The sequence below is a fragment of the Streptomyces cinereoruber genome (assembly GCF_009299385.1).
GTDB lineage: Bacteria > Actinomycetota > Actinomycetes > Streptomycetales > Streptomycetaceae > Streptomyces > Streptomyces bikiniensis.
Window position 1 is genome coordinate 5,974,428 of sequence record NZ_CP023693.1, and the last position, 26,321, is coordinate 6,000,748.

General features: G+C 73.1%; 25 protein-coding genes. 5 read left to right on the top strand and 20 right to left on the bottom strand.

Annotation, left to right across the window (positions count from 1 at the left end; genetic code table 11):
* Window positions 1–62: 62 nt before the first annotated feature.
* From CP977_RS26935 to CP977_RS26995, 14 genes are all read right to left on the bottom strand, one after another.
* Window positions 63–809 carry a sirohydrochlorin chelatase gene (locus tag CP977_RS26935; protein ID WP_152370955.1) on the bottom strand — a complete coding sequence of 249 codons (747 nt, stop codon included), beginning with the start codon at window positions 807–809 and terminating at the stop codon, window positions 63–65.
* A gap of 13 nt (window positions 810–822) precedes the next feature.
* Complete coding sequence (locus CP977_RS26940) at window positions 823–1,710, bottom strand: ABC transporter permease (protein WP_062751657.1); 888 nt, start codon at window positions 1,708–1,710, stop codon at window positions 823–825.
* A complete protein-coding gene (locus tag CP977_RS26945; RefSeq protein ID WP_062751656.1) occupies window positions 1,697–2,491 on the bottom strand; it encodes an ABC transporter ATP-binding protein in 795 nt (264 codons plus the stop codon). The genes CP977_RS26940 and CP977_RS26945 overlap by 14 nt, the downstream gene beginning before the upstream one ends.
* A gap of 40 nt (window positions 2,492–2,531) precedes the next feature.
* The gene (locus CP977_RS26950; protein ID WP_152370956.1) at window positions 2,532–3,668 is read right to left on the bottom strand and encodes an aliphatic sulfonate ABC transporter substrate-binding protein; all 1,137 of its coding nucleotides are present in this window, start codon (window positions 3,666–3,668) and stop codon (window positions 2,532–2,534) included.
* Between the two features lie 208 nt (window positions 3,669–3,876).
* Window positions 3,877–5,220, bottom strand: a complete 1,344-nt coding sequence (locus CP977_RS26955; RefSeq protein ID WP_062751654.1) for a sulfate adenylyltransferase subunit 1 — start codon at window positions 5,218–5,220, stop codon at window positions 3,877–3,879.
* A complete protein-coding gene (gene cysD, locus CP977_RS26960; protein WP_109184288.1) occupies window positions 5,220–6,155 on the bottom strand; it encodes a sulfate adenylyltransferase subunit CysD in 936 nt (311 codons plus the stop codon). Before cysD ends, CP977_RS26955 begins: the two co-directional genes overlap by 1 nt.
* A complete protein-coding gene (cysC, locus tag CP977_RS26965) occupies window positions 6,152–6,733 on the bottom strand; it encodes an adenylyl-sulfate kinase (RefSeq protein ID WP_152370957.1) in 582 nt (193 codons plus the stop codon). The genes cysD and cysC overlap by 4 nt, the downstream gene beginning before the upstream one ends.
* A complete protein-coding gene (locus tag CP977_RS26970) occupies window positions 6,733–7,440 on the bottom strand; it encodes a phosphoadenylyl-sulfate reductase (RefSeq protein ID WP_152370958.1) in 708 nt (235 codons plus the stop codon). Before CP977_RS26970 ends, cysC begins: the two co-directional genes overlap by 1 nt.
* A 2-nt stretch (window positions 7,441–7,442) precedes the next feature.
* Window positions 7,443–7,616 carry a hypothetical protein gene (locus tag CP977_RS26975; protein ID WP_152370959.1) on the bottom strand — a complete coding sequence of 58 codons (174 nt, stop codon included), beginning with the start codon at window positions 7,614–7,616 and terminating at the stop codon, window positions 7,443–7,445.
* A complete protein-coding gene (locus CP977_RS26980; protein ID WP_062751649.1) occupies window positions 7,613–9,310 on the bottom strand; it encodes a nitrite/sulfite reductase in 1,698 nt (565 codons plus the stop codon). Before CP977_RS26980 ends, CP977_RS26975 begins: the two co-directional genes overlap by 4 nt.
* 137 nt (window positions 9,311–9,447) lie before the next feature.
* Window positions 9,448–9,531, bottom strand: a complete 84-nt coding sequence (locus CP977_RS35370; RefSeq protein ID WP_310591794.1) for a putative leader peptide — start codon at window positions 9,529–9,531, stop codon at window positions 9,448–9,450.
* Window positions 9,532–9,691: 160 nt separating this feature from the next.
* Window positions 9,692–10,261: a GNAT family N-acetyltransferase gene (locus tag CP977_RS26985; protein WP_152370960.1), complete on the bottom strand. Its 570-nt coding sequence runs from the start codon at window positions 10,259–10,261 to the stop codon at window positions 9,692–9,694.
* Between the two features lie 142 nt (window positions 10,262–10,403).
* Window positions 10,404–11,708 carry a helix-turn-helix domain-containing protein gene (locus tag CP977_RS26990; RefSeq protein ID WP_062751647.1) on the bottom strand — a complete coding sequence of 435 codons (1,305 nt, stop codon included), beginning with the start codon at window positions 11,706–11,708 and terminating at the stop codon, window positions 10,404–10,406.
* Between the two features lie 307 nt (window positions 11,709–12,015).
* Window positions 12,016–13,671: an acyl-CoA dehydrogenase family protein gene (locus tag CP977_RS26995; RefSeq protein WP_152370961.1), complete on the bottom strand. Its 1,656-nt coding sequence runs from the start codon at window positions 13,669–13,671 to the stop codon at window positions 12,016–12,018.
* A gap of 17 nt (window positions 13,672–13,688) precedes the next feature.
* Between CP977_RS26995 and CP977_RS27000 the strand changes: the two genes are divergently transcribed.
* Together CP977_RS27000 and CP977_RS27005 are read left to right on the top strand one after the other, a co-directional pair.
* Complete coding sequence (locus CP977_RS27000; protein ID WP_079130973.1) at window positions 13,689–14,813, top strand: YihY/virulence factor BrkB family protein; 1,125 nt, start codon at window positions 13,689–13,691, stop codon at window positions 14,811–14,813.
* Window positions 14,814–14,833: 20 nt separating this feature from the next.
* On the top strand, window positions 14,834–15,574 hold the full coding sequence (locus CP977_RS27005) for a helix-turn-helix domain-containing protein (protein WP_152370962.1): 741 nt from the start codon (window positions 14,834–14,836) through the stop codon (window positions 15,572–15,574).
* Here the strand turns inward: CP977_RS27005 and CP977_RS27010 are convergent.
* The 3 genes from CP977_RS27010 to CP977_RS27020 all read right to left on the bottom strand — a co-directional run bounded on the left by CP977_RS27010 (window position 15,505) and on the right by CP977_RS27020 (window position 17,293).
* Window positions 15,505–15,930 carry a VOC family protein gene (locus CP977_RS27010; RefSeq protein WP_062751643.1) on the bottom strand — a complete coding sequence of 142 codons (426 nt, stop codon included), beginning with the start codon at window positions 15,928–15,930 and terminating at the stop codon, window positions 15,505–15,507. The two genes, CP977_RS27005 and CP977_RS27010, sit on opposite strands and share 70 nt — an antisense overlap.
* Before the next feature lie 83 nt (window positions 15,931–16,013).
* Window positions 16,014–16,973 carry a DUF732 domain-containing protein gene (locus tag CP977_RS27015; protein ID WP_152370963.1) on the bottom strand — a complete coding sequence of 320 codons (960 nt, stop codon included), beginning with the start codon at window positions 16,971–16,973 and terminating at the stop codon, window positions 16,014–16,016.
* A 104-nt stretch (window positions 16,974–17,077) separates the two neighbouring features.
* Complete coding sequence (locus CP977_RS27020; RefSeq protein ID WP_152370964.1) at window positions 17,078–17,293, bottom strand: hypothetical protein; 216 nt, start codon at window positions 17,291–17,293, stop codon at window positions 17,078–17,080.
* Between the two features lie 251 nt (window positions 17,294–17,544).
* Here CP977_RS27020 and rsgA point away from each other — a divergent pair, with 251 nt between their 5' ends.
* Entirely contained in the window at window positions 17,545–18,660 is a 1,116-nt protein-coding gene (gene rsgA, locus CP977_RS27025; RefSeq protein WP_152370965.1) for a ribosome small subunit-dependent GTPase A, read from the top strand.
* Between the two features lie 78 nt (window positions 18,661–18,738).
* The gene (locus CP977_RS27030) at window positions 18,739–20,160 is read left to right on the top strand and encodes a DNA-3-methyladenine glycosylase 2 family protein (protein WP_167308986.1); all 1,422 of its coding nucleotides are present in this window, start codon (window positions 18,739–18,741) and stop codon (window positions 20,158–20,160) included.
* A gap of 4 nt (window positions 20,161–20,164) precedes the next feature.
* Here CP977_RS27030 and CP977_RS27035 read toward each other — a convergent pair whose 3' ends face one another.
* From CP977_RS27035 to CP977_RS27045, 3 genes are all read right to left on the bottom strand, one after another.
* Window positions 20,165–20,566 carry a PPOX class F420-dependent oxidoreductase gene (locus tag CP977_RS27035; RefSeq protein WP_152370966.1) on the bottom strand — a complete coding sequence of 134 codons (402 nt, stop codon included), beginning with the start codon at window positions 20,564–20,566 and terminating at the stop codon, window positions 20,165–20,167.
* 85 nt (window positions 20,567–20,651) lie between these two features.
* Entirely contained in the window at window positions 20,652–21,134 is a 483-nt protein-coding gene (locus tag CP977_RS27040; RefSeq protein ID WP_062751638.1) for a DUF456 domain-containing protein, read from the bottom strand.
* A 102-nt stretch (window positions 21,135–21,236) separates the two neighbouring features.
* A complete protein-coding gene (locus CP977_RS27045; RefSeq protein ID WP_062751637.1) occupies window positions 21,237–22,220 on the bottom strand; it encodes a helix-turn-helix domain-containing protein in 984 nt (327 codons plus the stop codon).
* Window positions 22,221–22,453: 233 nt separating this feature from the next.
* On the opposite strand from CP977_RS27045, the gene CP977_RS27050 reads away from it, so the two are divergent.
* Window positions 22,454–26,269 carry a S8 family peptidase gene (locus CP977_RS27050; protein WP_152370967.1) on the top strand — a complete coding sequence of 1,272 codons (3,816 nt, stop codon included), beginning with the start codon at window positions 22,454–22,456 and terminating at the stop codon, window positions 26,267–26,269.
* Window positions 26,270–26,321 lie beyond the last annotated feature (52 nt).

Sequence of the window (26,321 nt, forward strand, 5' to 3'; positions counted from 1 at the left end):
CCCGTGCTGCATTCGGCCCATACGGGGGCGGCGGATGCGCGAGGAGGAGAGGTGTCGGAAAGTCAGACGGCCGCGGCCGTCACCCGCTCGGCCGCCCGCGTCGCCCCGTCGTAGCGGGCGAGCAGCAGCCGGGCCAGCTCGGGCGAGGGGCCGAGGACGTCCGCCAGGACGTCCGCCTCCGCCGCGCCCGCGGCGATCCGGTCCGGGAGGCGCCCCGGCGCGATCACGTACGGGGCGACCGCCACCCGCCGGACGCCCGGCTCGGCGCGCAGCACCCGTACGGCGTCCTCCGTACGGGGAAGGGATGCGGAGGCGAACGCGGGCCGCACGGAGCACCAACCGGTGCGCCGCAGCTCCCGCGCCGTTTCTGCGATCACCGCGATCGCCTCCGGGTCTGTGGAGCCCGCCGAGGCCAGGACGACCCCGGTCGCGCTCTTGTCGCCGGGCGCGAGCCCGGCCTCGTACAGCCGCCGTTCCACCGCCGCGACGAGCAGCGGCGACGGGCCCAGGACCTCCGCCTGCCGGATCCGCAGCGAGGCGGGGGCCTGCCGCAGGACGGCCGGCACGTCCGCCTTCGCGTGGAAGGCCCGGGTCAGGAGCAGCGGCAGCGCCACCACGTCCCGTACCCCCTCGGCGGCGAGCCGGTCCAGGACCCCCGTCACCGACGGCAGGTTGAAGTCCAGGAACGCCGTCTCCACGCGCAGCCCCGGCCGCAGCGCACCGGCGCGGCGCATCAGCGCCTGGACGGTGGCCGCGTGCCGCGGGTCGCGGCTGCCGTGGGCGATCACGAGAAGGACGGGACGGTTCATGGGGGTTCAGAGCTCACTTCACCAGCAGGCCGCGGCTGCGGAGCACCCACCGCTCCAGCGGGCTGAAGATCAGCAGGTCGATCGCGATGCCGACGATCAGGATCAGCAGGATCGCCAGGAACACGCCGGGCAGGTCGATGTTGTTGCGCCCGTTCTCCAGGAGCTGGCCCAGGCCGAGGCCCAGGTCGGGGGAGGAGGCGATGATCTCCGCGGCCATCAGCGAGCGCCAGGAGAACGCCCAGCCCTGCTTCAGGCCCGCCAGGTAGCCGGGCAGCGCGGCCGGCAGGACCACGTGCCAGGTGCCCTTGAGGCCGGTGGCGCCCATGGTGCGGCCGGCCCGCAGGAACAGCGGCGGGACCTGGTCCACGCCGGACACCAGGCCGTTGGCGATGGACGGGACGGCGCCGAGCAGGATGACGGTGAACATCATCGCGTCGTTCAGGCCGAACCAGAGCACGGCCGGCGGCACCCACGCCACCGAGGGCAGCGACTGCAGACCGGACAGGATCGGGCCGATCGCGGCGCGCACGAACTTCACCCGGGCCACGAGCAGGCCCAGCGGGGTGCCGATGGCGAGGGCGAGCAGGAAGCCGGCCAGGCCCCGGGACACGCTGGTCCAGATGACCTCCAGGAGGGTGCCCTGGAGCCACATGTCGGCCAGGCCGTCCCACACCGCGGACGGCGCGGGCAGCTTGGTCTCCTCGGTGATCCCCGCGGAGACGAGGACCTGCCAGACGGCGAGGACCAGGGCGACGGCGAGGGTGGGCGGGAGGACCTTCTTGACGAGGACCTCGCGGACCGGGGTGCGGCGGACCTCGACCGCGTCCAGGGCGTCGAGCCCGGCCTCCAGGCCGGCGAGGTCGTCCGCCTTGGCCTTCGGGGCGGTGTCAGTGCTGGCCATGGCGGCGGATCTCCCCACGCAGGTGTTCAGTGATCTCGACGGACAGCTCGGCCACGTCCGCGTCCTCGATGCGGCGGGGCTGCGGGATGTCCACGGTCCATTCCTTCGCCACCCGGCCGGGCCGGGAGGAGAGCAGGACCACGCGCTGGGCGAGGCGCACGGCCTCGCGCACGTTGTGGGTGACGAAGAGGACGGAGAGGTTCGTCTCCTTCCAGATGCGGGCCAGCTCGCCGTGCAGCACGTCGCGCGTGATGGCGTCCAGGGCCGCGAACGGCTCGTCCATCAGGAGCAGCTGGCTGTCCTGGGCGAGCGACCGGGCGAGGGCCACCCGCTGCCGCATGCCGCCGGACAGCTCGTGCACCCGCTTGCCGTACGCGCCGCCGAGCCGCACCAGTTCGAGCAGCCGCTCGGCCTCCGGCCGGCGCTCGGCCCGGGGCACCCCGCGCAGCCGCAGGGCCAGTTCGATGTTCTTGCCCGCGGTCAGCCACGGGAAGAGGGCGTGCTCCTGGAACATCAGGGCCGGCCGGCCGCCCGGGGTCTCGATGGACCCCTGGGTCGGCCGGTCGAGTCCCGCCACCAGGTTGAGGAGCGTGGACTTGCCGCACCCCGAGGCCCCCAGGATGGTGACGAACTCGCCGGGTGCGACGTCGAGACTGACGTCGTCCAGGACGAGCTGGGTACCGGCCGGGCCGGAGAAGGACTTCGAGACGTGCTCGATCCGGGCGGAGTGCGTCTGCTCCGCTGCGATGCCCTCGGCCGCCTTGGCGAGCGTCGTGGCCATGGTCGTCACCTCCTGGGGTTCGTGGATGCGCCGGCGCGGGTTACTTGGCGCCGAGGCCGGCGTCGGAGACCTCGGGCTTGCCCGCGGCCTTCAGCACCTTGTTGAGGAGCGTCAGGTCGTAGATGCCGGCCAGGTCGGGCTGCTCGATGAGCCCGGCCTCGACGGCCCATTCGGACTGGGTCTTCAGCGTCGCGGCCAGCGGGTCGTCGGTGATCGCGATGCTGGGCCACGCCGGGTCGATGACCTTGGCGTCCAGGGGCTTGCCGCTGAGGCCCTTCAGGGCCGCGTTGGCGGACTCCTTCGCCTTCTCCGGGTTGGCGTTGATCCACTCGTTGGTCTTCACCGTCCCCTTCAGCACGGCCTCGACCACGTCCGGGTGCTCCGTGAGGAACTTCTGCGACACGATGACGTTCGTGATCACGAACTTCTTGTCGGGCCACAGGGCGGTCTCGTCGAGGAGGACGGATCCGCCCTGGGAGACCAGCTTGGACGCGGTCGGCTCGGGGACCCACGCGCCGTCGATCGAGCCGGACTTGAAGGCGTCCGGGGTGACCTTGTTGTCCGTGCGGACGACCGAGACGTCACCCTTGCCGGACTCCGGGTCGACCTTCCAGCCCTTCTCGGAGATCCAGTTGAGGAGCGCGACGTCCTGCGTGTTGCCCTTCTGCGGGGTGGCGATCCTCTTGCCCTTGAGGTCGTCCAGGGTCTTGATCCTGTCCGGGTTCACGACCAGCTTCACGCCGCCGGAGGCGGAGCCGGAGACGATCCGCAGGTTCTTGCCCTTGGACTTGACGTACGCGTTGATGGAGGGCGAGGGGCCGATGAAGCCGATGTCGAGGGAGCCGCCGTTGAGCGCCTCGATCTCGGACGGGCCCGCGTTGAAGGTCTGGGGCTTCAGCACCGTGCCGCCCAGCTCCTTCTGGATCAGTCCGTCCTGGACGCCGATCAGCGCGGTGGCGTGCGTCAGGTTCGGGAAGTAGCCGATCCGCACCTCGGAGGCGGAGAGCTTCTTCGCGCCGGCCGCGACGGGCGCCTTCTTGTCGGCGGACTCGTCCTTCGGCGCCTGCGAGCCGTAGCCGCAGGAGGCGAGCGCGCCGATCAGCAGGGGCAGGGCGGCGGCGACGACGCCGCGGCGCAGGGTCTTACTCGTGGTGCGGGCGTTTCCGTTGGCAGACACGGGAGGCGTTCCTCTCGGCACGTGGTCTCATGACGCACGTCTTCGGCGGTGGAGCGGGGGCGGGTACGGCTCGTGGGGGGTGCGGGCGCGCATGCGGTGCGCGTACGTCATCGCGCACATCGCGCCACCCCTCCCTGGCCGCTGCCGAGGGTGCCGCTGCCTACGCGGCCACCTTCCTTCGCGAAAGTGGCGTACACGTTCCGGGCCATCAGAAGTCCCAACCCTCCTCGTCGTCCGCGACCGCGACGGCCTTGGCGGTGGCGAAGGACTCGCCCGCCATGCCGGCCGCGAGCGTGGTGCCGTCCGCCGGGTCGATCAGCAGGAACGAACCGGTGCGGCGGGAGTCCGCGTACGCGTCGAGCGCCAGCGGCTCGGCGGTGCGGACCACGACCCGGCCGATGTCGTTGGCGACCAGCTGCCCGGGGTCCGGGTGCTGGGAGAGGTCGTCCAGGGTCAGCCGCGAGGGGATCTCCTTGACGATCGCCTTGACCGTACGGGTGGTGTGCTTGAGCAGGACCCGCTGGCCGACCGCGAGCGGCCGGTCCGCCACGTGGCAGACGGTCGCCTCGACGTCCTGGCTGGTGGCCGGGGCGTCACCGGCCGGGGCGAGCAGGTCGCCGCGCGAGATGTCGATGTCGTCGGCGAGCCGGATCGTCACCGACTGCGGCGCCCACGCGATGTCGACGGCCTCGCCGAGCGCGTCGATCGCCGTGATCGTGGAGGTCTTCCCGGACGGCAGTACGGTGACCTCCTCGCCGACCCGGAAGGCGCCGGCGGCGATCTGACCGGCGTAGCCCCGGTAGTCGGGGTGCTCGGCGGTCTGCGGCCGGATCACGTACTGCACGGGGAACCGGGCGTGGCAGGCCGTCAGGTCGTGGCTGACCGGGACCGTCTCCAGGTGCTCCAGGACGGTGGGACCGCCGTACCAGTCCATGTTCGCCGACGGCTCCACGACGTTGTCGCCGGCGAGCGCCGAGATCGGGATCGCGGTGATCTCCGGGACGCCCAGCTCGGAGGCGTACGTCGTGAACTCCTCGGCGATGGCGGCGAAGACGGGCTCCGCGTAGTCGACCAGGTCCATCTTGTTCACGGCCAGGACCACGTGCGGGACGCGGAGCAGGGCGGCGACGGCGGCGTGCCGGCGGGTCTGCTCCACGACGCCGTTGCGGGCGTCGACCAGGACCACGGCCAGCTCGGCGGTCGAGGCGCCGGTGACCATGTTCCGGGTGTACTGCACGTGCCCCGGGGTGTCGGCGAGGATGAACCGGCGCCGGGGCGTGGCGAAGTAGCGGTAGGCCACGTCGATGGTGATGCCCTGTTCCCGCTCGGCCCGCAGGCCGTCGGTGAGCAGCGCCAGGTCGGGCGCCTCCTGGCCGCGGGAGCGCGAGGCGTGCTCCACGGCCTCCAGCTGGTCGGCGAGGACCGACTTGGAGTCGTGCAGGAGCCGGCCCACCAGGGTGGACTTGCCGTCGTCGACGGAACCGGCGGTCGCGAAGCGCAGCAGGGTGGTGGCCGCCGTCAGGTCGGCCGACTGCTCGGTGGACGTGCTCATTAGAAGTACCCTTCGCGCTTGCGGTCTTCCATCGCGGCCTCGGACATCTTGTCGTCGGCGCGGGTGGCGCCCCGCTCGGTGAGCCGGGAGGCGGCGATCTCGGCGATCACCGCGTCGAGCGTGGTGGCGTCGGAGTCGACGGCGCCGGTGCAGGACATGTCGCCGACGGTCCGGTAGCGGATCAGCCGGGTCTCGACCGTCTCGGTCTCCTTCGGGCCGCCCCACTCGCCCGCCGTCAGCCACATGCCGTTGCGGGCGAACACCTCGCGCTCGTGCGCGAAGTAGATCTCCGGAAGCTCGATCCCCTCGCGCTGGATGTACTGCCACACGTCCAGCTCGGTCCAGTTGGACAGCGGGAAGACGCGGACGTGCTCGCCGGGGGCGTGCCGGCCGTTGTAGAGCTGCCACAGCTCGGGGCGCTGGCGGCGTGGGTCCCACTGCGAGAACTCGTCGCGCAGGGAGAAGACGCGCTCCTTGGCGCGGGCCTTCTCCTCGTCGCGGCGCCCGCCGCCGAAGACGGCGTCGAACCGGTGCTGCTGGATGGCCTCGGTCAGCGGCACGGTCTGGAGCGGGTTGCGGGTGCCGTCGGGGCGCTCGCGGAGCTTCCCGGCGTCGATGTACTCCTGCACGGAGGCGACGTGCAGCCGCAGGCCGTGCCGCTCGACCGTGCGGTCGCGGTACTCGATGACCTCGGGGAAGTTGTGCCCGGTGTCGACGTGGAGCAGCGTGAACGGCACCGGCGCCGGCGCGAACGCCTTCAGCGCCAGGTGCAGCATGACGATGGAGTCCTTGCCGCCGGAGAAGAGGATCACCGGCCGCTCGAACTCGCCCGCCACCTCGCGGAAGATGTGCACCGCCTCGGACTCCAGGGAGTCCAGGTGCGACAGCGCGAACGAGCCGTCGGTCGTGTCGTGGACGTGGGCGACAGTGGTCACAGCAGGCCCTTCTCGGTGAGCAGCGCGTGGAGCTGCGCCGCGGACTCCTGCACGGTCTGGTTCTGGGACTCGATCCGCAGATCGGGGGCCTCGGGGGCCTCGTACGGGTCGTCGACCCCGGTGAGGCCGCTGATCTCGCCCGCCGCCTGCTTGGCGTACAGGCCCTTCACGTCGCGGACGGAGCAGACGTCGACGGGGGTGGCCACGTGCACCTCGACGAAGGCGGTGCCCTCGGCGTGGTGGCGCTTGCGGACCGCCTCGCGGCTGTCGGAGTACGGGGCGATGACCGGCACCAGGACCTTCACGCCGTGCGAGGCGAGCAGCTCGGCGACGAAGCCGATCCGCTGCACGTTGGTGTGCCGGTCCTCGCGGGTGAAGCCGAGGCCCGCCGAGAGGAACTCGCGGATCTCGTCGCCGTCGAGGATCTCGACGCGGTGGCCCTCGTCGCGCAGCCGTCCGGCCAGCTCGTACGCGATGGTGGTCTTGCCGGCGCTCGGCAGGCCGGTGAGCCAGATGGTGGCACCGGTCACGTGGTTCTCCCGGGAGGTCGCTGAAAGGGGATGAGGGGTCGTGGTCATCAGCCGTGCAGTCCGCACTCGGTCTTGCCGCGGCCCGCCCAGCGTCCGGCGCGGGCGTCCTCGCCCTCCAGGACCCGGCGGGTGCAGGGGGCGCAGCCGACGGAGGCGTACCCGTCCATGAGGAGCGGGTTGGTGAGGACGCCGTGCTCCGCGACGTACGCGTCGACGTCGTCCTGGGTCCAGCGGGCGATGGGCGAGACCTTGACCTTGCCGCGCTTCTCGTCCCAGCCGACGACCGGGGTGTTCGCCCGGGTCGGGGACTCGTCGCGGCGCAGGCCGGTGGCCCACGCGCGGTACGAGGTCAGGCCCTCCTCCAGGGGGGCGACCTTGCGCAGCGCGCAGCACCGGTCGGGGTCGCGGTCGTGCAGCTTCGGACCGTACTCGGCGTCCTGCTCGGCCACGGTCTGACGCGGCGTCAGGGTGATGACGTTGACGTCCATGACGGCGTCCACGGCGTCGCGGGTGCCGATGGTCTCCTCGAAGTGGTAACCCGTGTCGAGGAAGACGACGTCCACGCCGGGGCGGACCCGGGAGGCGAGGTGGGCGACGACCGCGTCCTCCATGGAGGAGGTGACGCAGAAGCGCTCGCCGAAGGTGTCGACGGCCCAGCGGAGGATCTCCGTCGCGGAGGCGTCCTCCAGGTCGCGGCCGGCCTGTTCGGCGAGTGCCTTGAGGTCGGCCGCGGTGACGTCCTGAGAGACCGTCATATCTATTCCCCTCCAGAAGGTTTGCCCGAAGCGCCCGGGGCGAGCAGCCCCAGGAACTTCAACTGGAAGGCCCGGCTGCACGCGGCGCATTCCCAGGCGCCGTGACCCTGCTCGTTGGGACGCAGGTCCTCGTCGCCGCAGTAGGGGCAGAAGAACGGTGCGGCGCGCTCGCTCACGACAGCGCCTCCTCGGAGGCCCGGGCCGCCCAGGTGGCGAAGCGCTCGCCGGTCTCGCGCTCCGCCTGGAAGCGCTTGAGGACCCGCTCCACGTAGTCGGGCAGCTCGGCCGCGGTGACCTTGAGGCCGCGGACCTTGCGGCCGAAGCCGGCCTCCAGGCCGAGCGCGCCGCCCAGGTGCACCTGGTAGCCCTCGACGCGGTTGCCGTCGTCGTCCAGGACCAGCTGGCCCTTGAGGCCGATGTCCGCGACCTGGATGCGGGCGCAGGCGTTCGGGCAACCGTTGATGTTGATGGTCAGCGGCTCGTCGAACTCCGGGAGGCGGCGCTCCAGTTCGTCCATCAGCGAGGAGCCGCGGCCCTTGGTCTCGACGATCGCCAGCTTGCAGAACTCGATGCCGGTGCAGGCCATCGTGCCGCGCCGGAAGGGCGAGGGGGTGACCCGCAGGTCGAGCGCCTCCAGGGCGGCGACGATCGACTCGACCCGCTCCTCCTCGACGTCGAGGACGAGCATCTTCTGCTCGGCGGTGGTGCGGACCCGGCCGGAGCCGTGCGCCTCGGCGATCTCGGCGATCTTCGTCAGGGTGGCGCCGTCGACGCGGCCGACGCGGGGCGCGAAGCCGACGTAGAACCGGCCGTCCTTCTGCCGGTGCACGCCGACGTGGTCGCGCCAGCGGCCGGCGGGCTGCTCGGGGGCCGGGCCGTCCGTCAGCTTCCGCTTCAGGTACTCGTCCTCCAGGACCTGGCGGAACTTCTCCGGGCCCCAGTCGGCGACGAGGAACTTCAGGCGGGCGCGGTTGCGCAGCCGCCGGTAGCCGTAGTCGCGGAAGATCGAGATGACGCCCTCGTACACGTCGGGGACCTCGTCGAGGGAGACCCAGGTGCCGAGGCGGACGCCGAGCTTGGGGTTGGTGGAGAGGCCGCCGCCGACCCAGAGGTCGAAGCCGGGGCCGTGCTCCGGGTGGTTCACGCCGACGAAGGCGATGTCGTTGATCTCGTGCGCCACGTCGAGCAGCGGCGAGCCGGAGACCGCCGACTTGAACTTGCGGGGCAGGTTCGAGAAGTCCTTGTTGCCGATGATCCGGCGCTGGATCTCGTCGATGGCGGGCGTGCCGTCGATGATCTCGTCGGCGGCGATGCCGGCCACGGGGGAGCCCAGGATGACGCGCGGGGTGTCGCCGCAGGCCTCGGTGGTGGACAGGCCGACCGCCTCCAGGCGGTTCCAGATCTCGGGGACGTCCTCGATGCGGATCCAGTGGTACTGGACGTTCTGCCGGTCCGTGATGTCGGCGGTGCCCCGGGCGAACTCCTCGGAGATCTCGCCGACGACCCGCAGCTGCTCGGTGGTCAGCCGGCCGCCGTCGATGCGGACCCGGAGCATGAAGTACTCGTCGTCCAGCTCCTCCGGCTCCAGGACGCCCGTCTTGGTGCCGTCCAGACCCTGCTTGCGCTGGGTGTAGAGGCCCCACCAGCGCATGCGTCCGCGCAGGTCGTTGGGGTCGATGGAGTCGAACCCGCGCTTCGAGTAGACCGTCTCAATACGTGTCCGCACATTGAGACCGTCGTCGTCCTTCTTGAACTGCTCATTGCCGTTCAGGGGGGTGAAGTGCCCCGCGGCCCACTGGCCCTCGCCACGGTGACGTCCGACCTTGCGGCGGGCGGCGGCGGGGGTGCGGTTTTCCGGGGTGGCGGCCATGGCGTTTTGTCCTTCGGGACTGCGAGAGGGCGGCTCTGACCTGCACACTCGCGCTCGGGTCAGAGGGTGGCGCGACAGTGCGCAGCAGGGTGGGGCAGAGTCGGGTGGAAAGAGTGATCGCGGCGGTGCTGGTTCTCTCAGCGCGCCGGACAGATGGCGCTGGACATGCGGCCGAGGTCGACGTGCCGCCGACTCACCAAGGCAATTCCAGTTCCAGACATGGCGGAAGCGTGTCACGGGACTTTGGAACCAGTCCAGCATCGTCCAGTATATGGACATTGTCGTCTCGTTCGGTGAGACGGTGTGTTCTGGGTCACGCGAAGGGGGCCGGGGAGCGGCTCCTTCCGGACCCCTCTCCCCGGCCCCCTTCGCCGGCCGGTCTCAGGCGTACGCGCCGGGCCACGGGCCGGGCGTCTCGGTCTCCTCGGCCTGCTCCACCTTGGTGTCGAACAGCCGGAAGCCGCGCCGCTCGTAGTTGGCCATGGCGTGCGGGCCGTCGAGCGAGCAGGTGTGCAGCCAGACGCGCCCGGTGGCCTCCCGGCCGGGCCAGCGGTCGGCCAGGTCCCAGGCGCGGGCCGTCGCGTACGACAGGAGGTGCCCGCCGATCCGGCGCCCCCGGAAGGCCGGGATCAGCCCGAAGTAGACGATCTCGACCATGCCGTCGGCCTGGGCGTCCAGCTCCACGTACCCGGCCGGCGTCCCCTTCTCGTACGCCACCCAGATCTCGGAGCCCGGCTTCTCCACGATCTCCTGCCACTGCTTGTACGTCAGGGACAGGCGGTCGGACCAGCGGATGTCGCCGCCGACGGCGGTGTAGAGGAAGCGGCTGAACTCCGCCGACGGCACCTCGGCGCGCCGGACCACCACGTCGCCGCCCTCCGGCGGGGCGGCGGGGCGCAGGTCGGACGGGGAGGTCTGTTCGAGGGACCAGGTGGTGAGAGTGATGCTCATGGAGCCATCGCATCATGCGGAGCGCGAGATTCCCAGGGCGGCCCCTGGAGGCAGGAGGGAGGCGGGGAGGGACGGGGAGACGGGTGTCCGCATGGTGGACAGAAGCCTGCCCCGCCCTCCCCGCCGGGCCCCGGACCGCCGGCTACCCCCGTACCCCCGCCCGTACCGCCGGTGCCGTCGAGTGCGGCAGCAGGTCCGCGGGCGACTCCGGGCGCAGGACCTCCACCGCCACCTCCTCGCGGAAGCGGTACGGGCGGTGGGCCAGGACCCCCGCGAGGGTCCGGCGCACCCGGGACATCTCGGCCCGCACGGTCACCGTCCTCGTACGGTCCCCGAACACGTCCTCCGCCAGCTCCGCCGCCGTCCGCCCGTCCCGGTGCAGCGCCAGGACGTACAGCAGCTCGGCGTGCCGGGGGCTGAGCTCCTGCTGCCAGCCGCCCGCGGGGCCCGAGACGGACACCGTCCAGCGGCGCGGCCGACTCAGGTCGAGCACCACCCGCTGCACCGCCCCCGCGTCCGCCTCCCCGGAACCGGACCCGGCCCCGGTCTCCTCCTCGACCCGCAGCAGCCAGCCGCCCGGCAGCGGCTCCACCGCGCAGGTCCCGAGCGAGGGCAGCCAGACCCGGCCGGCACGGAAGGACTTGGGCAGCGGGATCCGGTCCACCGGCGCGAGCCCGGTCACCGCCGCCGTCCAGCCGTACGCGTCCACCGCGACGGCCCGGCCCCCCACCCGGCACAGGATCGGCGCGGCGACCGCCCGCAGCCGCTCGACCGACCGGCGGTGCCGCTCCCGCATCTCGGCCTCGGCGAGCTGCGCCACCGAGTCGACCAGGGCCAGCATCGCCGGGTGGAAGGTGGACGCGGGGCCGCTCACGTCGAGGATGCCCAGGAGCCGCCGGTCGCGCGGGTCGCGCACGGGCGCGGCGGCACAGGTCCAGTTGTGCAGGGTGTGCAGGTAGTGCTCGGCGGAGTGGACCTGCACCGCCCGGCCCAGGGCGAGCGCCGTGCCGACCGCGTTGGTGCCGGTCGTGTGCTCGGTCCAGGCCGCGCCCTCCTCCAGGCAGATGCCGTTCGCCCGCCGCAGCACCCCGGAGTTCCCCTGGCGCCACAGCACCCGGCCGTGCTCGTCGGTGACCACCATGATCTGGAGGGAGGCGTCGGCGATGCCGGCGAGACCGCCGGTCAGGGTCTGCATGACCTCGGCCAGGAGCGTGGTCCTGCGCCGCTCCTCCAGCTCGTCGCGGTGCAGCAGCACGCTGCTGGTGCCCTGGTCGGGGTCGAGGCCGAGCCGGACCATCCGCTGCCAGGACGCGTCGATGACCGGACGGGGCGCGATCGGCGGCGTCCGGCCCGCCAGCGTCTCCTCGCGCACCCGGTGCAGCAGCCGGGTGGCCCGGGCGGCGTCCATGGCGGCCAGCCGCTTCATGTCGAGCTGCGTGTTCTTCATCGGTCTCTCCCAGCCACCCGGGGTGCTGTATCGGTTCTGCACGGGGCAGACGACCGGAGTTCCGCGCGGGAGCGGGCGTCCGGAGCGCCGATGCCCATCGTGCCGCCCGGGACGGGTCGGCGAGGCCCGGTTCGGGTAATCCTGCAACCCTTTGCAACTCTCGCCCGCACCCGCCCCCCTGGGCGAGCCTTGGGCGAGCGGCGGGTGGTGCCGTGTCGGCGCAGCACCACCCCCGCTTTTTCGCGTGTACGGGCACAGGGGGCACGCCCGGCGCCCGCGCACGTACAGGTGCAGCCAGGCCCGACGCCTACACCTCCACCCGCGCCCGCTCCACCACCGCCCGCAGGTCCAGGGTGTGCGGCAGGGTGCCGAAGGCCGCGCCGCCGTCCCCGCCCAGCCGCGCCGCGCAGAACGCGTCCGCGACCTCCGGCGGGGCCCACCGCACGAGCAGCGCCCCCTGGAGCACCAGGGCCATCCGCTCCACGAGCCGCCGCGCCCGCGCCTCGATCCCGTTCAGGTCGGCCAGTTCGGCGAGCAGGTCCCGTACCGCCCGGTCGAAGCGGTGGTCCGCGCCCCGCGCCGCCCCGACCTCCCGCAGGAACGCGTCGAGCGAGAGCGGTTCGGTCCGCAGCACCCGCACCACGTCCAGGGCCTGGACGTTCCCGGAGCCCTCCCAGACGGAGTTGAGCGGCGACTCCCGCAGCAGCCGGGGCATCCCGGACTCCTCCACGTACCCGTTGCCGCCCAGGCACTCCAGGGCCTCGGTCACCACCGGCGTACACCGCTTGGTCACCCAGTACTTCGCCACCGGCACCGCGATCCGCAGCAGCGCCCGCTCCCGGTCGGCGTCCGCCCCGCCGTCCTCGGCCGCGTCGTACGCCGCCGCGAGCCGCATCCCGAGGACCGTCGCCGCCTCCGACTCCAGGGCGAGGTCCGCGAGCACGTTCCGCATCAGCGGCTTCTCGGCCAGCGGCCCGCCGAAGGCGCTCCGGTACGCGCAGTGGTGGACGGCCTGCGCCACCGCCTGCCGCATCAGCGCCGCCGAGCCGAGCACGCAGTCGAGCCGGGTGGCCGCCACCATCCCCATGATGGAGCGGATCCCGCGCCCCTCCTCGCCGATCCGGCGCGCCCACGTCGTCCCGTCGAACTCGACCTCGGCCGAGGCGTTCGAACGGTTGCCCAGCTTGTCCTTCAGGCGCTGGATCGCGAAGGCGTTGCGCGAGCCGTCCGCGAGCACCCGGGGCACCAGGAAGCACGTCAGGCCCGCCGGGGCCTGCGCCAGGACCAGGAAGGCGTCCGACATCGGCGCCGAGCAGAACCACTTGTGCCCGGTCAGGACGTACTCGCCCGCCGCCGCCAGCGGACGGGCCTCCGTCGTGTTCGACCGCACGTCGCTGCCGCCCTGCTTCTCCGTCATCGCCATGCCGAGCAGGGCGCCCGGCTTCTCCACGACGGGCAGCAGCGCCCGCTCGTACACGTGCGAGCGGGCCGCCGGCTCCCAGACCTCGGCGAGCTCCGGCTCGATCCGCAGGGCGGGCACGGCGGCGTGCGTCATCGACAGGGGGCAGCCGTGCCCCGCCTCCGCCTGCGTGGCCACCAGGAACCCGGCGGCCCGCCGCACGTGCCCGCCGGGCCGGCCCCAGGCGTCGGTCAGACCGGCCGATACGGAACGCCCCAGGAGCCGGTGCCAGGCGGGATGGAAGTGGACCTCGTCGACCCGGTGGCCGTACCGGTCGTGGGTCCGCAGCCGCGGCGGGTTCTCGTTCGCCTGCTCGCCCCACTCCCGCACCTGCTCCGAGCCCGTCGCCCGGCCGAGCAGCGCCAGCGACTCCCGGGCCTCCTCCAGGAGCCCCGGATCGAGGTGCCGCTCGACCGCCTCGACCAGGGCACGGTCGCCCGTGTAGACGTCGTACCCCACCAGGGGAGGGGGCTGATTGGTCACTGTGTGGGTGGTCCGCGCCATACGGATACGGTAAGCAGGTGCAGGCAGCAAGAGAAACACCCGAACGGCCCGAGCGGCGGCCCTGGAGCAGGCTCCACCGCGCCCGTGTCCTCTACCGCAACGTCTCGAAGCGGAAGATGGTCTGGCTGCTCCTCAAGGACACCGTCAACTCGTGCATCGAGTACCGGATCCTCGGTCTCGCCGCCGAGGCGGCGTTCTTCACCCTGCTGTCCCTGCCGCCCCTGCTCCTCGGCCTGATCGCCCTCCTGGGCTACGCCGACGACTGGACCAACACCGACACCGTCACCAGCATCCAGGAGAACATCCTCCGCGCCGCCGGGACGGTCCTCTCGGACCGGGGCGTCGAGGAGATCGCGAAACCGGTCCTGGAGGACGTCACCGGGGGCAAACGGCCCGACCTGATCTCCCTCGGCTTCGCCATCGCCCTCTGGTCCGGCTCCCGCGCGGTGAACGTCTTCATCGACACCATCACCGTCATGTACGGCCTCGACGGCCACCGCGGCATCGTGAAGACCCGGCTGCTCGCCTTCCTGCTCTACCTCGTGGCCCTGCTGATCGGCGCCGTCGTGCTGCCGCTGGCCGTCGTGGGCCCCGACCGGGTGGTCGAACTGATGCCCTGGGGGACGGAGGTCGTCTCCGTCCTGTACTGGCCGGCCGTCATCCTCCTCTCCATCGCCTTCCTGACCACGCTCTACCACGTGTCCGTGCCGGTCAGGTCGCCGTGGATCGAGGACATCCCCGGCGCCCTCGTCGCGCTCGCCATGTGGGTCCTGGGCAGCTTCCTGCTGCGGATCTACCTCACCAGCCAGGTCGAGGGCCCCACCATCTACGGCTCCCTCGCCGCCCCCATCGCCGTCCTCCTCTGGATCGGCGTCTCCGCCTTCGCCGTCCTCGTCGGCGCCGCCGTCAACGCCGCCATCGACCGCGTCTGGCCCTCCGTCGCCACCGCCGCGGCCCGCGAGGCCAACGAACGCGCCCGCGCCGTCCAGGCGGCGGAGCTCGTCGCCCGCGTCCGCGCCGAGGCCGACGACGTCGACGAGGACGACCCGGACATGCCCTCCGAGTTCCCCGAACGCTGGTCGAGGTTCCTCCCCCCGGACGACGTGAAGTCCCGCCTCCACTCGGGCTGGGAGAAGGACTGACGGAGGGGAGGCCACGAGGGATGTACGAGGAACGCCCGGCCCGCCTCACGGGAGCCGTCCTGTGGACCGCCGAGACCGATCCGACGGCCCCCGCCCGGCCGATCCTCCCCGACGGCTGCATGGACCTGATCCGGGCCGACGGACGCCTCCTGGTCGCCGGACCCGACACGCGCGCGCACGTACCGACGGCCACCGCCGCCCGGTACGCGGGACTCCGCTTCGCCCCCGGCGACGCGCCCCGCGTCCTCGGCGTCCCGGCCCACGCGCTGCGCGACCGCCTGGTCCCGCTGGAGGAGCTGTGGTCCGGGGCCGAGGCACGCCGGACCGGCGAACGGATCACGGAAGCCCCCGACCCGGCCGCCGCCCTGGAGGAGTTCGTACGGCTCCGGGCCGCCGACGCCCCCGCGCCCGACCCGCTCCTGCGGGCCGTCGTGGCGCGCCTCGCCGCCGGCCGCCCGGTCGCGGAGACGGCCGACGCGGTCGGCCTCGGCGCCCGGCAGCTCCACCGCCGCTCCCTCGACGCCTTCGGCTACGGCCCCAAGACCCTCGCCCGGATCCTCCGCCTCCAGCGCGCGCTCGCCCTGGTCCGGTCCGGCGTGCCGTACGCGGAGACCGCAGCCCGCGCGGGCTGCGTGGACCAGGCCCACCTGGCCCGCGAGGTCAGGTCCCTCACGGGCACGACGCTGACCGCCTACGCGCGCGCGTCGGCCTCGGCGAACAACGACACCCCGCACCCGTCCGGATCGAGGACCACCGCGTAACGCTGCCCCCAGAACGCGTCCCAGGGCTCCAGGTGCCCCCGGTACCCGGCGGCGACCAGCTCCCCGTACACCGCGTCCACCTCCGCCGGCGACCCGCACCGGAAGGCCGGCTCGATCCGGTGCCCGCCCTCGGGCCGCCTCCACCCCGGATCGAAGGACCGGACCACCTCCTCCGTGTCCCAGGCGAACCGCAGCCCGCCGTCCAGCACCACCTCCACGTGCGGCGCCGACTCGGCCCCCTCCGGGATCTCCATCCCGAGCCGCCGGTAGAAGGCGAGCGAGGCGGCCATGTCGGAGACGACGAGCCCGATCAGATCGAGCCGGGGCGTGGGAACGGTACGGGGTGCGATGTCCATGCACCGCACGCTAGGCGGCACCCGCCGCCCGGGTCTTGTACGGATCGGACACGGCGCGGGGGAGCCGGCGAAGCGGCGTACCCCTATTCCCCTCCCGCGGCCCGCGGACCGGGTTGGTATCCGCAGTCGATGAACAGGTGCTCGCCGGGCTTCACGCGCACCGACGTGCCCTTCCACGGATAGCTTCCGGTCTGTGTTCCCTCGTAGTGGAAGGTGGCCCCCGGCGCGATGGCGTAGTGGTGCTCGGCCCCGACCTCGCCGAAGACCGACCACGTACTCGGGTAGGGCTCCCACTCGTCCGAGGGGCCCGTGGTCCACAGCTGTTCCAGCTCCACCCGGACCGGGTAGGAGGAGGTGTTGCGGATGTCGACCTCGTACGTGGCTTCGTGGAGGTGCTCGTCGGCCGTGCGGCCCGTGATCGAGGTCGTGATCTCCAGGGCCGAGGGCGTCGGGCAGTCCTCGTTCTGCTCGACCGGCACGGGCCTGGTGTAGACGCCTCCGGTGATCGCGGCGGTCTGGGCGGGGCAGTAGAAGGCGACGGCCTCCACGATGAAGGCGGCCTCATCCAGCGGCCCTTCGAGGTGCAGGTCCATGACGCGGGGCAGGTCGTTCATGCCCGTGCCGCCGGCGAGCTCACCGCAGACGTCTCCGGCCTGCTTCACCACGGCTTCCCGGAAGTCCTTGATGCCCGGCGAGGGCGACGAGGACATGACGTTGTAGGGCCAGGCCAAGAGCGACCAGGAGAGCTGCGCGGCCTGCCCCGCGAAGGCGACGTCCCGGGCCGCGTCGGAACCGAACCGGGGAACCGTCGTGTACGGAGGCCCGTCCGACGGGTCGGACGGGCTCGTCGCGGCGGAGGGCTCGGAGTCGGCGGAATCCCCGTACGGAGCGCTCGACGGGGAACCGGACGATGCCGCCCGGGGCCGTTCCCGGTCCTCGCTCCGCAGGGCCATCGCGGCGACGAGAACGACGACGGCCGCGACCACCGCGCCGACCTGCCAGCCGACCGCCCTGAGGACCGACCGGCCCGAACCTGCGTCCACCGGAGAATCCTCCGAAGAGTCCGGCCTCGCCGGGTCGTCAGGCATCGAGAACCGCCCTTCGCTCCACTTTCCGGTTTCCGGCCGTGGCCGATTGCCGGCACATCCTATGTACTGCCGCCACGCCCCGGCCCCGCGTCGACGGACCGGAAGCGGGCGGTCGTCAGTCGGCGCTGCTCAGGTAGTGGTCCGGCCTCAGGGACGTCCACCTCGGTGGCGTGGCTCAGGATCCCGGTCGATGTGCCGGCGTACCGCTGCGTCATGTCGCGCTTCTTCTGCCCGGGCCCGCCCACCTCGCAGGTGAGGGCGTCCGCGATCGCCATGCTTCCGTCTTAATCGGTGGTGCCGCGCCCCGGGGCGGGGTTATGGTTCTGCTCGTCCGCCCCCAAGCAGGGTGAGATGTCGGTTCGTTGAGAAGAAGCAGGAGGTGAGGACATTGATGACTGTCACGGTGACGGGCTCTGCCCGCATTCAGGAGTTCATCGTTCCCACCCCTGTGGCCTCCGGCTGACACCCACTCCACATTCCGCGCGCTCGGAGCGCGCCGCCGGGGCCGCCCTTCGAAGGGTCCCCCTTGTCTTTCCCGCTTTCCTCCCGCACCTCCGACTCCTCCCTCCTCGTCGCCCACGGCTGGGACGAGGGCTGGGCCGCCGTCTTCGAGCCGTACGCCGCGCAGGGGCTCGTCCCCGGGCGGGTCGTCCGGGTCGACCGGGGGCAGTGCGACGTCGCCACCGCCGACGGGACCGTCCGTGCCGACACGGCGTTCGTGACCCCGCACGATCCGCTCCGGGTCGTGTGCACCGGTGACTGGGCCGCCGTCGATCCCGAGGGCGCCGGCGATCCCCGGTACGTGCGGGCGTGCCTGCCGCGCCGTACCGCCTTCGCGCGCTCCACGTCCTCCAAGCGGTCCGAGGGCCAGATCCTCGCCGCCAACGTCGACCACGCCGTCATCGCCGTCTCGCTCGCCGTCGAGCTCGACCTCGGCCGGATCGAACGCTTCCTCGCCCTGGCCTGGGAGTCCGGCGCCCAGCCGATCGTCGTCCTCACCAAGGCCGACCTCGTCCCCGACCCCGTCGGGCTCTCCTACCTCGTCGAGGACGTCGAGACCGTCGCCCCCGGCGTCCAGGTGCTGCCCCTCAGCTCCGCCACGGGCGAGGGCGTCGACGTGCTCTCCGCCGTGGTCGCGGGCGGTACGACCGTACTGCTCGGGGTCTCCGGCGCCGGCAAGTCCACCCTCGCCAACGCGCTCGTCGGCGAGGACGTCATGTCCGTCCAGGCCGCCCGCGACGTCGACGGCAAGGGCCGCCACACCACCACCACCCGCAACCTCTTCGTCCTGCCGACCGGGGGCGTCCTCATCGACACCCCCGGCCTGCGCGGCGTCGGCCTCTGGGACGCCGAGGCCGGCGTCGGCCAGGTCTTCTCGGAGATCGAGGAACTGGCCCGGGACTGCCGCTTCCACGACTGCGCCCACGAGGCGGAGCCCGGCTGCGCGGTGGCGGCCGCCATCGAGAACGGCACCCTGCCCGTCCGCCGCCTGGAGAGCTTCCGCAAGCTCATGCGCGAGAACCAGCGCCTCGTGGCCAAGACCGACGCCCGCCTGCGCAACGAGATCCGCAAGGACTGGAAGCGCACGATGGCCGCCGGCCGCGCCGCCGTCGAGTTCAAGCGCAACGGACGTCTGCGGTAGCCCGTACGAGCGAGGGCGTACGGCCCCGGGAACGTGGTGTCCGAAAACCGCGAGCCCCGGGCCGTCCGCCCCCGCACACTGGAACCCGTGAGGGACGACGACACCCGCTACGAGGCGGTCAGCAGCAGGGACGCGCGGTTCGACGGAGAGTTCTTCTTCGCCGTCCGGACCACCGGCATCTACTGCCGTCCCAGCTGCCCCGCCGTCACCCCCAAGCGCCGGAACGTCACCTTCTTCCCGACGGCCGCCGCCGCCCAGGGCCACGGCTTCCGGGCCTGCCGCCGCTGCCGCCCGGACGCCGTGCCCGGCTCCGCCGAGTGGAACGTCCGGGCCGACGTCGTCGGACGCGCCGTCCGCCTGATCGGCGACGGCGTCGTCGACCGCGAGGGCGTCCCCGGCCTCGCCGGACGCCTCGGCTACAGCACCCGGCAGGTCCAGCGCCAGCTCACCGCCGAGCTCGGCGCCGGACCCGTCGCCCTCGCCCGCGCCCAGCGCGCCCACACCGCCCGGCTGCTGCTCCAGACCACCGACCTCCCCGTCACCGAGATCGCCTTCGCGGCCGGCTTCGCCAGCGTCCGCCAGTTCAACGACACGATCCGCGCCGTCTACGCCCGCACCCCCACCGCCCTGCGCGCCGAGTCCGGCACCGGCGCGGGAGCCCGTACCGCCCTCGCCGCCGGGGTCCCGCTGCGGCTCGCCCACCGGGGGCCGTACGCGGCCGGCGAGGTCTTCGACCTGCTCGCCGCCGAGGCCCTGCCCCGCGTCGAGGAGGTCGTCGGCACCCCCGGCGCCCGCACCTACCGGCGCACCCTCCGCCTCCCGTACGGCACCGGGATCGTCTCCGTCGACGAGCGCTCCGCCGGGCGCTGGCTGGACGCCCGCATCCACCTCACCGAACTGCGCGACCTGACCACCGCCGTGCACCGGCTGCGCCGCCTCTTCGACCTGGACGCCGACCCGTACGCCGTCGCCGAACGCCTCGGGACCGTCCCCGGGCTCGCCGCCGAGGTGGCCGCCCGGCCCGGCGTGCGCTCCCCGGGCACGGCCGAACCCGAGGAGTTCGCGCTGCGGGCCCTCCTCGGCGCCGAGGAGTCCGCCCGGGTCGTGGAGGAGCACGGCACCCCGCCGGCCACCGCCTGCGGCGGCCTCACCCACCTCTTCCCGGCGCCCCGGGACCTGACCGGCCACCCCGTCGCCGGACCGCTGGCCCGAGCCCTCGCCGACGGATCCGTACGCCTCGACCCCGGCGCCGACCGCGACGAGGCCGAGCGCGCCCTGCTCGCCGTCCCCGGAGTGACCCCCGGGGCCGCCGCCCTGATCCGAATGCGGGCCCTCGGGGACCCCGACGTGTTTCCCGGGGTCGACCCCGGCGTGACCTCGCCTCCCGACCCCGGCGCGGCCCCGCCGGACCGCCCCGACACCGACGCATGGCGGCCCTGGCGTTCGTACGCCGCCCGCTACCTCGGGGTCCCCGTCGCCCCGGGGCCCCGCTCCGGGTGATCCCTCAGGAGTCCCCCTCCCGGGGGTCATCGAGACCCCAGCTGTGGATCCGGCGCGGACGGATCCGGACGACCTCCTCGCTGAAGTGCGCACCCAGGCCGTGCGGGCCCACCAGCAGCTCCGCCTCGCCCCGGATCTCGACGCCCCGCACCCGCCAGGGGCGGACGCTCACCACGTCGTCCACGACCAGGGCCACCTTCGGGTTCTCCCGCAGGTTGCGCCACTTCTTCGTACGGCCCATCGCGAACCCGCCGATCAGGACGGTGCCGTCCTCCTGCGGGAAGAACCCCACCGGGTTGACCTGCGGCTGCCCGTACGGATCGACGGTCGCCATCCGGCCGAGCCGTGCCCGGTCCTCCGTGAGGTAGGTCCACTCCGTCTCGCTGAAACCCTCGAAGTTCCTCATGCGTCCAGGATCGCGCCGCCCCCGGTCCGGCGGATCGGCGACGGGACCGAGGCCGCCTCCGCCTCCGGGACCAGGACCCGCGGCCTCACCCCCAGAGCACCGCCCCCGCCCACGCCCCCACGATCAGCAGACAGGCGAACAGCTCCACGAGGACGCTCGTGCCGGCCGCCCGCATCACCGTCCGGGTCGCCGCCCTGGCCTGCCCGTGGCCGCCCAGCCGGAGCCGCTCCGCCAGGTAGATCCCGCCGACGAAACCGGGCACCGCGCCGACCACCGGGACCAGGACGAAGCCCAGGAGGGCGCCCACCCCGGCGTACGCCACCATCCGACGCGTGATGCCGACCCCCCGGAACCGGCGCGCAGGCAGTTGCCAGACGATCACCTGGGTGAGGAGCAGCAGCCCGGTCGAGGAGGCGAGGAGGATCCAGGCGAGGTCCGTCCGCTCGTGCAGCGACCACCAGAGCATCGCCGCCCACACCAGCCACGTTCCCGGCACGCCGGGCGCCAGGACCCCGAACAGGCCGAGCAGCATCACCGTCGCGACCATCAGGAGCTGCCACACACCCACGCTGCCCAGCCTGCACGACACCACGGATTCCCGCAGGTCGCGACGGGCGGGCGGGGGACGGGGCGTACGGGGACGTGCCCGGATCCGGTCGCGGGACCCGCCTCACCTCCGCGCCACCCACCCCTTCTCGTACGCGTGCCACCCCAGCTGCAACCGCGTCGAGACCCCCGACAGCTCCATCAGCCCCTTCACCCGCCGCTGCACCGTCCGCAGCCCCAGGTCCAGCTGCTTCGCCACGCTCGCGTCCGTCATCCCGGCGAGCAACAGGGAGAGGATCTCCAGGTCCACCGCGTCCGGGCCCGGCGCCTCGTCCTCGGTGATCTGCGCGCCCGCCCCGAGCCGCAGCGGCAGCGCGTCCCGCCACACCGACTCGAAGAGCCCCATCAGCGATTCGAGGAGCCCGCTCGCGTGCACCACGAGCGCCGCCGGCTCCGCGCCCCGCCCGGTCAGCGGCACCATCGCCAGGGACCGGTCGGCGACCACCAGCTTCGTGGGGACCCGGTCCGCGACCCGGATGCGCTCCTCGCGGCCGAGCGCCGCCGACAGCTCCAGGAGCCCCGTCGGCAGGGAGAGCACCTCGCGCTCGATCACCACCCGGTAGCGCACCCCGCGCCCGGCCGCCTGCTCCTCCGCGTCGTTCTCCAGACCGGAGACCGCGATCGGCTTGCCCGTCACCAGGGCGCAGACCTCCTCCGTCGCGCCCAGCTGGAGCTGGAGGAAGCGGTGGGTCACCGCGCTCGCGCCGGTCACCACCTCCACCAGGTCGTGCACGGCCGCCTCCGCCGCCTCCGCCCGGTACTCCTCGGCGAGCAGCGCCGCCGCCAGCTCGGCCTGCTCCAGCTCGTGGCGCTGCTGGGTGAGCAGCGCGCCGAGCGCCACCCCGGGCGGGGCCGCGACCCACCGCCCGGTGCGGGCCGAGGACTGGGCGGCGAGCCCCTGCGACTCCAGGCGGCGCAGCGCCCGCTCGGTCTCCCGCTCGGGCAGGGCGAGCCGGTGGGCGAGGTCCGTGACCTCGGCCGCGCCCAGCGAGACCAGAGCACGGTACGCCGATTCCTGGCGCTCGTCGAGTCCTATCGCTCCCAGCATGGATGCCCCACCCCTCGCCGCACCTCCGCCGGGCGTCCCGCGTCTTCCGGGGACGGCCGGCGGAGGCTTTCGTTCCGTTGGTGACCTGGCGGGAAACGGCCACGGCGTATTCCCGCCGGGCTCATCATCCCTGTACCGCCCTCACCTCTGCCAATGTGGCGCCACCGCAGCACCAACAGCCTCCGGGGACGGGCGACTTGCACCGCCGTGTCCGGAATCAGATGGGGAGAGCGATGCGTCCGATTTCGCGTACGGCCCTGGGGGCGGCGACCGCCGCCGTCCTGGCCGCCACCGCGGTCGCGCCGTCCGTGGCGAACGAGCCACGGGACGGCACGGCCGGCAAGCGACCCTTGATCGGCAGCGAGGCCTCGGCCCGCACCGGGGCACGGACGGCCACGGTGACCCTGGTCACCGGCGACCGCGTCCTGGTCACCCGCGACGCCGCGGGCGCCCCGGCGGCCACGGCCCTGCCCCGCGAGGACGGGACCGTCCCCTTCGTCCAGACCCGCCGCACCGGCCAGGACCTGTACGTCTACCCGGAGACCGCCACCGCCGCGCTCGCCGCCGGACGCGTCGACGAGGAGCTCTTCAACGTCACCGGCCTGATCCGCCAGGGCTACGACGACGCCGCCACCACCGCCCTGCCCCTCATCGCGGTCTACGGCTCCGACGTCGCCCGCTCCGTCCCCCTCGCCCCGCGCGGCGCCCGGCGCGGCCAGGTCCTCAAGGCCGTCGACGGCGTCGCCCTCCGGGCGGAGAAGAAGACCGCCGCCACCTTCTGGGCCGAGGTGAACGCCCCGAAGGCCCGCACCGCCTCCGGCACGAAGACCGCCCCCGGCACGAAAACCGCCTCCGGAACAGAAACCGCCTCCGGCATCGAGAAGCTCTGGCTCGACCGCAAGGTCGAGGCCACCCTGGAGCGCTCCACGAAGCAGGTCCACGCCCCCGAGGCCTGGGCCGCCGGCTACGACGGCAAGGGCACCAGGGTCGCCGTCCTCGACACCGGCGCGGACACCGACCACCCCGACCTCAAGGGCCGCGTCGTCGCCTCGGAGAACTTCACCGACTCCGACACCACGGGCGACCGCCAGGGCCACGGCACCCACACCCTCTCCACCGTCGGCGGCTCCGGCGCCGCGAGCGGCGGAAAGAAGAAGGGCGTCGCGCCCGGCGCGGAGCTCCTCAACGGCAAGGTCCTCGACGACTCCGGCTCCGGCGCGATCTCCTGGATCATCGCCGGCATGGAGTGGGCCGTCGCCCAGGGCGCCGACGTCGTCTCCATGAGCCTCGGCAGCCCCGTCCCCACCGACTGCACCGACCCGATGAGCGTCGCCGCCGAGGAACTCGCCCAGAACGAGGGCACCCTCTTCGTCGTCGCCGCCGGGAACACGGGCCCCTCCCTCAACACGGTCTCCTCGCCCGGCTGCGCGCCCGGCGTCCTCACCGTCGGCGCCACCGACCGCGACGACTCCACCGCGTACTTCTCCAGCCGCGGCCCGACGATCGTCAACCACACCCTCAAGCCCGAGATCGCCGCGCCCGGCGTCGCCATCTCCGCCGCCGCGGCGGGCGGCCGGGGCGTGTACGCCTACCAGTCCATGTCCGGTACGTCGATGGCCACCCCGCACGTCGCGGGCGCCGCCGCCATCGTCAAGCAGCGCCACCCCGACTGGACCGCCCAGCAGATCAAGGCCGCGCTCGTCGCCTCCGCCGAGAGCGACCTGCCCGGCGACGTCCGCGAGGTCGGCGCCGGACGCCTCGACGTCGAGGCCGCCGTCGACCAGACGGTCCTCGGCGCCCCCGCGATCCAGGGCGGCACCTTCCACTGGCCGCAGGACAGGAGCGACCGCACCACCGTCTCCGTCCCCTACACCAACACCTCCACCGCCCCGGTCACCCTCGACCTGGCCGTCGAGCGGGTCACCGGCAACGACGGCTCCCGCGTGAAGTCGTCCGTCGCCCGCCTCGGCAAGCGGACCGTCACCGTCCCCGCCGGCGCCACCGTGCAGGTCCCCCTCGAACTCGACCCCGCCGCCCGCCTGGACCGCGCCCAGTACGGCGACGTCACCGGCCGCGTGATCGCCACCGGCAAGGGAGGCGTCCACGTCTCCACCCCCTTCTCCCTCCACGTCGAGCCCGAGACTGTCACCCTCCGCGTCAAGCTGATCGACCGCCTCGGCAAGCCCGCCTCCGGCGCCTCCTCCCTCGACGTCATCGGCACCGACGACGCCACCGGCGAGCGCCGCTTCAACGAGGGCGCCACCGACCAGGTCTTCCGCCTGCGCCCCGGCAGCTACTTCCTCTCCTCCTACGTCACCACGCCCGACGCGGGCGAGGGCGCGACGCTGAACGACTCGCTCAGCTACCTCGGCCGCCCGCAGCTGGAGCTGAAGAAGGACACCACCGTCGTCCTCGACGCCCGCAAGGCTCACAAGCTGTCCGTGAAGACCGACAAGGACAGCGAACTCCGCGGCGCCACCCTCGCGTTCGCCCGCTCCTGGGACGACACCTGGACACACGCCGGCACCGCCGCCGGACCGCGCACCCTCCGCGCGTACTACGCCTCGGTCGAAGGCCGCGCCGACGACGGCGACTTCGAGTTCGGCAGCTACTGGCGGGCCGCCGCCCCGCAGATCACCTCGCTGCGCACCACCGACGGCCTGACCCTGCACCCGCTCACCGGCTCCCTCGCCTCCGACAACCTCGACGGCACCGGCTCCGCCCGCCTCGTCGACGCCGGGACCGGCACCCCCGACGAGCTGAAGGCCGCCGACGTGAAGGGCCGCGTCGCCCTCGTCCGGCTCCCCGACGACAGCAACCAGGTGAGCGCCCTCGCCCGCGACGCCAAGGCCGCCGGAGCCGTCGCCGTCGTCGCGCACCACACGGCCCCCGGCCGCTGGTACCCCGGCGGAGGCTTCATGGGCAACGGCCTCCCCGTCCTCTCCGTCCCCTCCACCGAGGCCGCCGCGCTCCTGAGGAAGCTGGCCGCCGGCCCGGTCACCCTCGCCTGGAAGGCCACCGCGAAGAGCCCGTACGTCTACAACCTGGCGTTCCCCGAGACCGGCACGATCCGCTCCGGCAAGGAGTACCGGGTCCGCGACCGCGACCTGGGCCGCACGGACTCCACGTACGGCTCCACCGGCGTCACCACCGACTTCTTCGACAGCCCCGCCGCCCACCGCCCCAACGGCACCCGCGTCTTCTTCGGCTCCCTGGAGACGGTCCCCGTGCCCGGCACCCGCACCGAGTACCACTCCGCCGGCGACACCGCCTGGGAGCAGCTGATCGGCAGCAACTTCCCCTTCGGCGAGCTGATGGTCGGCACCCGCCACGCCTACGAGGCCGGGGAGAGGCGCACCGAGCGCTGGTACGACGGCGTCCTCGCCCCCACCGCCCCGCGCGACGTCACCGGGAAGCCGGTCCTCGTCTCCGAGCGCCAGGGCAACCTCATAGGCTTCGCCGCCGCCATGTGGGGCGACAACACCCACCACGCCGAGCCCGGCTCCTTCGGCGACATCGGCAACCTCAGCCTCCGCCGGAACGGCGAACTCCTCGGCGAGACCGGCTGGCCGTTCGGCGTCTTCGAGGTGCCGGCCGAAGCCGGGACGTACCGACTCGAACAGAACACCACGAAGATCGGCAGCAAGGTGTGGTCCCGCTCCACCTCCGTCAACTCGGTGTGGGAATTCACCTCCAAGCTTGACGAGAGCGTCTATTCTCAGGGCATCCCGATTCTCTTCCCCCGGTACGACCTTCCGGAGGACGGTCTCAAGACCCTCGCCGCGACCGACGGCCAGCACATCGGCCTCACCGCGACGGGACACGCGGGCTACACCCCCGCGGCGCTCACCTCGGCCAGGCTCTCGTACTCCTACGACGGCGGTACGACCTGGACCGAAGCGCCGGTCACCGGGCAGGGCGGCCACTGGACCGCGACCGTGAACCACGCGGGCGCGACCGGTGAGCAGGTCACCCTGAGGACCGAACTGACGGACGCCAGGGGCAACTCCGTCACCCAGACCGTGGTCCGCGCTTACGACGTGCGCTGACCACGCCGGTCCGCCGGGCGTCCTTCCCGTGGGGGGTGGGGCCGCCCGGCGG

Excerpts from the sequence above, each read along its gene's own strand:
- CP977_RS26935 (WP_152370955.1), bottom strand. The coding sequence starts at position 809 with ATGAACCGTCCCGTCCTTCTCGTGATCGCCCACGGCAGCCGCGACCCG.
- CP977_RS26940 (WP_062751657.1), bottom strand. The coding sequence starts at position 1,710 with ATGGCCAGCACTGACACCGCCCCGAAGGCCAAGGCGGACGACCTCGCC.
- CP977_RS26945 (WP_062751656.1), bottom strand. The coding sequence starts at position 2,491 with ATGGCCACGACGCTCGCCAAGGCGGCCGAGGGCATCGCAGCGGAGCAG.
- CP977_RS26955 (WP_062751654.1), bottom strand. The coding sequence starts at position 5,220 with ATGAGCACGTCCACCGAGCAGTCGGCCGACCTGACGGCGGCCACCACC.
- cysC (WP_152370957.1), bottom strand. The coding sequence starts at position 6,733 with ATGACCACGACCCCTCATCCCCTTTCAGCGACCTCCCGGGAGAACCAC.
- CP977_RS26970 (WP_152370958.1), bottom strand. The coding sequence starts at position 7,440 with ATGACGGTCTCTCAGGACGTCACCGCGGCCGACCTCAAGGCACTCGCC.
- CP977_RS26980 (WP_062751649.1), bottom strand. The coding sequence starts at position 9,310 with ATGGCCGCCACCCCGGAAAACCGCACCCCCGCCGCCGCCCGCCGCAAG.
- CP977_RS35370 (WP_310591794.1), bottom strand. The coding sequence starts at position 9,531 with ATGTCTGGAACTGGAATTGCCTTGGTGAGTCGGCGGCACGTCGACCTC.
- CP977_RS26985 (WP_152370960.1), bottom strand. The coding sequence starts at position 10,261 with ATGAGCATCACTCTCACCACCTGGTCCCTCGAACAGACCTCCCCGTCC.
- CP977_RS26990 (WP_062751647.1), bottom strand. The coding sequence starts at position 11,708 with ATGAAGAACACGCAGCTCGACATGAAGCGGCTGGCCGCCATGGACGCC.
- CP977_RS26995 (WP_152370961.1), bottom strand. The coding sequence starts at position 13,671 with ATGGCGCGGACCACCCACACAGTGACCAATCAGCCCCCTCCCCTGGTG.
- CP977_RS27005 (WP_152370962.1), top strand. The coding sequence starts at position 14,834 with ATGTACGAGGAACGCCCGGCCCGCCTCACGGGAGCCGTCCTGTGGACC.
- CP977_RS27010 (WP_062751643.1), bottom strand. The coding sequence starts at position 15,930 with ATGGACATCGCACCCCGTACCGTTCCCACGCCCCGGCTCGATCTGATC.
- CP977_RS27020 (WP_152370964.1), bottom strand. The coding sequence starts at position 17,293 with ATGGCGATCGCGGACGCCCTCACCTGCGAGGTGGGCGGGCCCGGGCAG.
- CP977_RS27035 (WP_152370966.1), bottom strand. The coding sequence starts at position 20,566 with ATGAGGAACTTCGAGGGTTTCAGCGAGACGGAGTGGACCTACCTCACG.
- CP977_RS27045 (WP_062751637.1), bottom strand. The coding sequence starts at position 22,220 with ATGCTGGGAGCGATAGGACTCGACGAGCGCCAGGAATCGGCGTACCGT.
- CP977_RS27050 (WP_152370967.1), top strand. The coding sequence starts at position 22,454 with ATGCGTCCGATTTCGCGTACGGCCCTGGGGGCGGCGACCGCCGCCGTC.